The 8,652-nt window shown below is 34.6% G+C and carries 5 protein-coding genes; all 5 read left to right on the top strand.

Annotated features, from left to right (window positions below; translation table 11 throughout):
• Positions 1-482, top strand: a 482-nt coding sequence (locus CHA01nite_RS19990) for a T9SS type A sorting domain-containing protein (RefSeq protein ID WP_146944707.1), incomplete at its 5' end; no start/stop codon positions are given.
• Between the two features lie 4 nt (positions 483-486).
• On the top strand, positions 487-3,654 hold the full coding sequence (locus tag CHA01nite_RS19985; protein ID WP_146944705.1) for a hypothetical protein: 3,168 nt from the start codon (positions 487-489) through the stop codon (positions 3,652-3,654).
• Positions 3,635-7,744 carry a DUF6443 domain-containing protein gene (locus CHA01nite_RS19980; protein WP_228458475.1) on the top strand — a complete coding sequence of 1,370 codons (4,110 nt, stop codon included), beginning with the start codon at positions 3,635-3,637 and terminating at the stop codon, positions 7,742-7,744. Before CHA01nite_RS19985 ends, CHA01nite_RS19980 begins: the two co-directional genes overlap by 20 nt.
• Entirely contained in the window at positions 7,741-8,136 is a 396-nt protein-coding gene (locus CHA01nite_RS19975) for a hypothetical protein (RefSeq protein ID WP_146944703.1), read from the top strand. Before CHA01nite_RS19980 ends, CHA01nite_RS19975 begins: the two co-directional genes overlap by 4 nt.
• 324 nt (positions 8,137-8,460) lie before the next feature.
• The coding region (locus CHA01nite_RS19970; protein ID WP_146944701.1) for a hypothetical protein at positions 8,461-8,652 on the top strand (192 nt) is incomplete at its 3' end.

Genomic DNA, 8,652 nt, shown 5'->3' with positions numbered 1-8,652 from the left:
AAAAGTTCTGGATGCTGTACCTGGACCAGAACGGCAACGAGCAGTGGCGAAAGCACGTCAAGGGAGAATCGAGTAAGAGGGAAGAACGGCTTTCGGACATTAAGCTGAACCGCGACGGCTCGATCATCCTGGCCGGAACCAGTGCCGAGGAACTGGGCAAAGAAAACTGGAAGATCATCAAGCTGGGCGATAAGCAGATTGATCAATTAGTCGAGAAGCAGGATATTAAGATCTACCCGAATCCGGTGAGTGATTATGCGTATGTGGAAATTAATATGGATAAGAGCCCTTCGAGAGCCTCAGGGACCGGCTTTTCCGCGGAGATTACGGTGTATGACATGGGCGGAAGGCAGCTGCAGAGCATTAAAACAAAAAACAAAATAACGAAGATTAACACGCAGCCGCTGATTCAGGGGGCTTACCTGGTGTCGGTGAAGACGGATAACGGGAAAACGGCAAGTGCGAAACTGATTAAAAAATAAAAAGATGATAAAAACTTACCAAGATTACATAAAATACATAATGGCATTCCCTTTATTTTTTTTATGTATTTTAATTGTAGAAGCTCAGTCTTTAGAGCTACCTAAAAACATACAGTCTCCAAATGCATCTTCTCTAGGGAAATATGGTGATATTCCTATGGATCTAAACACTGGAAGAGCTAATATAAACATACCTTTATATTCTTTAAATGAAGGAAATATCCCGCTGCATATTACAATGAATTATGATACGGGTGGAGTAAGAGTTAATGATGTTCCGGGTTGGGTAGGGCAGAACTGGACATTAAATGCAGGAGGTATAATTACTAGAAGCCAGAGAGGAAAAGGATTTGATGAAGGAAAAACATGTTCAGCTTTCTCGGGAAATCCTGATTCCAATTGGGGATATATGTATTATAGGAATGATCTGCAATCTAATGATTTAAATAACGCCGGCAGTATTTCAAATTTAGTACATAATTATAACAACTCTTGGGGAAACCCTAAAGATTATGAGCCTGATATTTTTACATTCAACTTTATGGGTAAAACAGGTAAATTTTTCTTAGGAGAAGATGGTGGATGGAAAGTTTCATCAAAATATAATTTAAAGGTTGAAATTAACGAAAGTGATTATTTTCTACCCTTTAATATTAACAATTTTGGTGGCCAAACCGCAAACATGTGGAAAAGATGTCCATCAATAGGTACAATAAAAATATCTGATGACGAAGGGAATTATTATATTTTTGGTAAATCTCAAAATGACATTGAATATACAATTAATTCGTATGACCATCAGTCGGAACTAGCATTGTACTCTAGTGCTTGGTATTTATCAGAAGTATATAATAAGTTTGGAACTAAAATTTATTCTTTTCAATACGAAAGAGGAGATGATCAGGGGCAGTTGTATGTATACGCTGGAGGAAAATTTTTACGAAGAGATGCATGTGGAATGTACGGAGCATGTGCGCAAACAATTTCTAGTCAATTTGAAGCTATTGTAGCAGGCAACCTTGTTAAACCCTGCTATCTTACTAAAATAACATCTAACAAAGGTATTACTGTAAATCTTTCTTCTGTCAATCATAATTCTCTTAAATATAAAGCAGACGACCCGATTATATATAAAACAAATTATAGACAAAGCGAATACTATAATAATCTCATTTCTATAGGACAGGCTTATCAAGCATGGTACATGTTTAATTATTATTTCTGGTATTCAATTCATACACCTATGAATAATGGTGATCCGATGACAGAAAATCCAATTTATCAGACAGGAAGTTATTTAGAAAGTTTAGGTAAAATAATTACAGAATGGAAATGGAGAAAATTGAATACTCTAACTATTAAAGATGAAAATAATGCATTACTTAAAACAATAAACTTTAATTTCAATGATGATTCTAATAAAAGGTTAAAACTACAGAAGATTACTATTGATAATCAATTTAAATATTCGTTTGATTATAATAATTTTGATTCTTTACCTACTTTTTGCTCTCAGGCTTTTGACCATATGGGTTATTATAATGGCAACAATTATAATGTAAATGTAGTTGATGCAGTGAATCATTATTCAAATAGGCAAACAAATGCAAATTATTCATCTTATGGTACTTTACATAAAATAACATATCCACTAGGAGGATACACTACTTTCGAATATGAACCGCATAGTTATAATTCATATGTTTCTGATGATAAGACATCTCTTATAAACGAATCAGGAATTATAGGGGGTGTAAGAATAAAAAAGTCTATCGACTATAGTGATCCTAACAATAAAATTATAAAAGAATATTTTTATCAAGATGATCTTTCAAATAATATATCAAATGGAATATTATTATTAAAAAATGTATACAGAATTATCGATTTTCCGGGAAAAACAGACTGTGGATCAAATTTTTATGAAAGTAGCTTTAGTATGAATAGTATTGTTCCTTTATCTAATTTTTCAGGAACACATATAGAATATCCAGTTGTTATTGAAAAAAGATCCGGTAGTAATGGAAATTCCATAGGCTATATAAAAAATAATTACACATCTTATATAGACTATAAAGATTCTCGTCTAAATACAATTCAATTGTCATTTAGTATTTTTGATCCAAAAACTGATTTTAGTTTCAAAAGGGGGCAATTAAAGAAAAAATCTGTATATGATGTAAATAATATTCTTAAACAAGAAGAAGAATTTATCTATGATGTGACAGGAATTAAGAAGGTTAAGGCTCTTTCATATGATATATTTGGAACCTGTCATTTGACAGGAATGCCGGGCATTCCAGATGGAATGCCAGATGGAAATCCTGGACTTAAGGGAACCGGTTATGAAATTTATTATTCAGATTTTAACTTGGTGACAAAAAAAACACGTACTTATAGTAATAATCAAGTATTTGAAACTATTGAAAATAGCAATTATATTGATTATGGAAATTTTGGAGATAATATTCTAAAGAGTAAAAATTTTGTTGATAGTAACGGAAAAATTATATCAGAAAATTATATATATTCTTTTGATAAAAACGGCTTCCAACCTTATACATCATTAACAAATAAAAGAGAATTTCCTATTATAGAAACAACTAAAAGTTCAAATCAGGAGATCTTAAAAAAAACAAAGATAGATTATGCTGTAATGCCTACTCTTGACACTTATGGAAATCCTACCATCCCTCAAATATTTCCACAAAAAATCTCAGAGTCAAAGGGTAACAATATACCGGATGAAAAACTGATAATTGATAAGTATGATATTGAAGGACATATTTTAAAAGCTCACAAAGCCGATGGGAATTTTGTCTATTATTATTATGGTTATAATAACAGATATCCTATTCTAAAAGTAGAGGGTCCAGAAATTTCTAACGAATATGCTCTATTAAATAGTTTAAACTCTTTAAGATTATTATTAACTGCTACTAATCCTGACTACACGCAAATTAAACAGCAGCAATCTAATATTATTAATCAATTACCAAACCACATTTGTTTATTATATACTTTCAAACCAAATTATGGTATAAGCAGTACGATGAATTCTTCAGGAATCGTAGAATATTACAATTACGATAATATAGGTAGGTTAATTAATATTAAAGATCAAAATGGAAAACTAATAAAAAGTTATAGCTATGAAATTAAAAACCAATAATGACATGAAGTTGATTTCTAAATTTATAAACTATTTTTTGAGCATTATTTTTTTATTTTCCGTCTCAATGTTAAAAGGTCAGTATTCTAACCATTCTAAATATTATAATTGGGATGTATTTGCACAAAATATTACTAGCGGAGGTGGTGGTGTAACACTAAATATAAATAATAATATATTAAGTCTTACCTTTAGCGGCGGATTTGTTGAAACGTATTTAAAACAGGGTAAAATAGCTGGTACGGATTATCCAGGTATTCTTCCTAATGTGGAAATACCTGTTCCATCCGGAAACTTTTTTTCAAACAAAGGTTATAGATTTTTCATTATAGATAATAAAGTTGCAATATATCATGAAAATTCTATCAGTATAACTACTTTTGGTGGAACTATAAGTGTAGACTTAACTTCTGCTATTCCCGTTACTGGAGATATTGCTGAATACTTATCTAATTGGACATCTCAAAATAAAGTAACTGAAATCAATTATCTATCTGATCAGGGAAATTCAGGTGATAAAAAAATTTCTATATCATATTATGATGGGTTAGGTAGGGAGTTACAAAATGTAGCTAAAGCAGCAACTCCGTTTGGTAAGGATTTAATAATTCCTTTTGAATATGATGATTATGGAAGAAAGGTAAAGGATTTCTTGCCTGTTCCTACCACACAGAATAATGGCTTATTTGTAAATGAGAATACTGTTAATAGCCTTGCGTTTTCTTATTACAATGGCGAACCAGCATACTCAGAGAAAGTTTTTGAAATATCACCTTTAGATAGAATTTCTATGCAAGCTGCGCCAGGCACCTCTTGGAAAAAAAGTAGTGGTCATGAAATAAAATATGACTATCAAATAAATAATACCAGTGATAATATTAAAAAATATGATATCTCTTTACTGTCTGTTAACGATCTATATGAGCCGACATTATGGATTACATCAGTTTATGATAATGGAATGTTAATAAAAAAGATTGTTAAGGATGAAGAGTGGACAATTTCCAGTGGAACTAATAATACCACCGAAGAATTTACTGATAAAAACGGGAGAAATATTTTACAAAGAAAATATATCAACAGTATTATAGCAGATACTTATTATATTTATGATGTTTATGGTAATCTAACGTATATTATACCTCCGTTAGCTTCAGATACCGTTAAAAACTTAGCAGCAGGCATATTTCCAGATTCTGTCTTAAATAACCTTTGTTATCAGTATAAATATGATAAAAAAAATAGACTTGTAGCAAAAAAACTTCCCGGAAAAGGCTGGGAGTATATGGTATATGACAAGGCGGACCGATTGGTGGCAACACAGGATGCCAATCTGAAACTTTTAAACAAATGGCTTTTTACAAAGTATGATAGGTTTGGGCGAGTTTTATATACGGGTATTTCGATTGATAACGGAGATCGTAACGCAGTACAGACATGGATTACAAATACTTATGGTGTAAATACGGAGACCTTCGGAACCTATACTCAGAGTGGATTACAGATCTATTATGCCAATACGGCATACCCTCAAAATATAGAAAGCATATTGTCTGTGAATTACTATGACACCTATCCTCCGGGAACCCCTGCAATCCCTGCTCAGGTTTTAGGGCAGGACGTTTTACCGCAGGATACTCAGAATTCTCCCGTCAGCACCAAAAGCTTACCGGTGGCCTCGTATGTTAAAAATATTGAAGATGACAACTGGACCAAAAACTATATCTGGTACGATAAAAAAGGAAGGACTATCGGTACTCACTCCATTAACCATCTTGGCGGATATACCAGGACCGAAACCGAGCTTGATTTCGCGGGTATACCTAAAAGGACCAACACCTATCATTTAAGAAAGCAGGGCGAGATCGGGGTAACGCTTCAGGAGAGGTTCGTTTATGATGGCCAGAACAGGTTGCTGCAGCATTATCATAAAGTAGATGACAATACCGAAGTGCTTCTGGCTGAAAATACCTATAATGAACTTTCCCAACTTACGAATAAAAAAGTAGGAAATAATCTTCAAAGCATCGATTATGCTTACAACATCCGTGGCTGGTTGACCGGGATCAACCGGGACCAGATGGCGGTTCCTGACCTCGGCGGAAAGCTTTTTTCCTATAAGATCAAATACAATGAAAAGGAAGGAATTACCAGTCCAAATGCTGCGCAGTTCCCGGGCAAGGAGGTAATGGCAAAATACAACGGGAATATTGCCGAAGTGGACTGGCGAAGTGTGGAGAACATTGGAAACAATCCTTCTATAACGCCGAAACGCTACGGCTATGTGTATGACAGGCTCAATAGGCTGACGGCAGGGTTTTATCAGACCCCGAATAATGCGAGCATAGGAGAAAACACGGAATCTTTAGAATATGACCTGAACGGAAACATAACCAAGCTCTTCAGGACCTCTGTTTTAGAATACGGGAGTACTACGCCGACAAAGATCGACGATCTCGAATACATTTATGATGCTCAGAATAAGAGCAACAAATTGATTACATTAAATGACAATTCTTTTAATCCTACCGGTTATGAAGGCGGAGGGTTGGAAATAAAGTATGATGACAATGGCAACATGACCGAGATGCCGGATAAAGGGATCAATAAGATTGATTATAATTACATGAATTTACCCAATAAGGTAAATTACAGTAAAAGCGGTAATGAATCGGTAATCGTCAATACGAGATATGGCGCAGGCGGAGAAAAGCTTCAGAAAGAAAATACGACAACGACTTTTGGAATTAATGGGTACACAACATCCCGAAGAATCACCGATTATCTGGACGGGTTTCAGTATCTAGCTATAATAACTACAACCCCACCACCATCAGGAGGAGGATCTGAATCCATGATGGCGGCTAATTCTGAAACGGGAAGGGCACTTGAGAGACAGGCTTATTCAATTGATAACGATTCGTCTTTTAGCTTAAACACCTTAACGCTTAAAAATAAGGATCTTCAGTTTTTCCCGACGGCGGAAGGTTTTTATGATTATAAAAAAGATCAGTATATTTACCAGTATAAAGATCACTTGGGAAATTCAAGGATTAGTTTCGCAAGAAACACTTCAGGAAATTTAGAACTTGTAGATGTAAATGACTATTATCCTTTTGGAATGAACCATCTGAAGAGTGGAGCTTCTTTCTTTGGGGTAAGTTCATATAAGAATTATAAGTACAACGGGAAGGAGCTACAGGAGACGGGTATGTATGATTACGGAGCAAGGTTCTATATGTCGGATATTGGGAAGTTTGGAACACACGACCCTTTAAGCGATGCTACTTTTCAACCATATAATTACGCAAACAATAATCCTATTTTCTACAATGACCCAACAGGTATGGTTGGAGAAGCATTTGCAAGTACGGATGTAGTTAGGCAGAAAGACGGTTCTTATAAGGTTGTCGGAGCATATGACGACGGAGATACAAATATCTATGTTGTTAATAACGAAAAGGATAAAAAAAGAACAGGCGAGGTAATAGGACAAACAATGACTCCAGTTGATTTTATGTCTGCAAATAATAAAGACGGGTCTTTATATTTTGATAAAAATGAGACAGGAGTTACATTTAATTTAAATAATCTTACAGTTTCAGGGACGGCAAAAGATAAAAAAGGAAGAAGCGCAGAATTGGAGGATTTAGATGCCGCAGGTCTCTTACAATGGATTAAGCAATACTATATGAATACCATAAATGGAGATATGCCAGGAACTCCATACGGTTGGCTTCAGGTTCTTAGAGAATTATCTGCAAATGGGTCAATTTTAGATGTAAAAGTAAGTATGGGACTGCATCCTTATACTGCAATTGGAAATGGGAAAAATTCTAGAGGTAAGCCCATAATCACAACACTTAGAGCAATGGGAAATATGGGATTTGGAGCAAATATGCTTCTTTCAAAACCTCCGATTGTCGGAAAGGATTATTGGTATGGTGTTATTATGAATAAGGCAGGGCAATATAATCAGTCTCAAAATGGGGGTAATGGGTATAACGCACATTATCCATATTTTGGGGAGCATTCCTATTCAGGAAGCTACATTTACTTTGGTTACTACAGACAATTTTATAAAAAATGAAAAAGTATTTAATTTTATTTTTCAGTCTTATATTCTTTATTGGATGCAAAGACAAAGAGATAGATAAAAAGAACCGTCTTTATTTAAAAGAAATATCTGCGAATGGTAAAACAATTGAGTGGTTCTATTACTCATTAATTGGAGATGTAACAGCCGATTATGTATTACTTTATGACCCATTAAACAATAAAAATGATACTATTGTGAATTCTACCAATATAAAAAATGTAAGTTTTTCTAACAATGAGATTATTTTATCTTTTTATGGAAAGCCCAAAATTTATCAAAACTCTATATCTTTAAAAAAGAATATAGCAGGATTAAATATTAAGGTAGACACAACAGCAGTATCTTCTGGTCCTACAGTGAGAAAATTTTATCAAAAGAAATAAAACAAAATCCACCGCAATTGCGGTGGGTTTTTGTTTTACATAATGCTTTGCAATTTAGTTTGTTTTAGGAAAGCATCAAGGAGAGCGAAGACGTGTTGTCTGTCGTTCCCCCTGCTGGCGCGAGCGTCTCGCTCGTGCCGGTTGATAACATGAGACCTACTGCAATTGCGGTGGGTTTTGTGTTATTTAATTGAAATATAGATTACTGCTAAAAACTAACTTCTATTTAGGCGGTTACACCAACACGGAAACCGAGCTGGATTTTGCGGGGGTAACTAAGCTTTCCAAAACCTATCATAAAAGGCTCAGTGCGGATACGGAAAAGTGATTACCGAAACCTTTGCCTACGACAGCCAGAACCGTCTTCTGGTGCATAAACATAAGGTGGATAACAACACGGAAGAAATTTTAGCCCAGAATACTTATAACGACCTTTCGCAGCTTACGAACAAAAAAGTGGGCGGTACGGTGGCTTCCTCTCCGCTTCAGAGCATCGATTATCTGTACAACATCCGG

Source organism: Chryseobacterium hagamense, assembly GCF_007991455.1.
Lineage (GTDB): Bacteria > Bacteroidota > Bacteroidia > Flavobacteriales > Weeksellaceae > Chryseobacterium > Chryseobacterium hagamense.
This window is presented reverse-complemented; position numbering and strand designations above follow the sequence as displayed.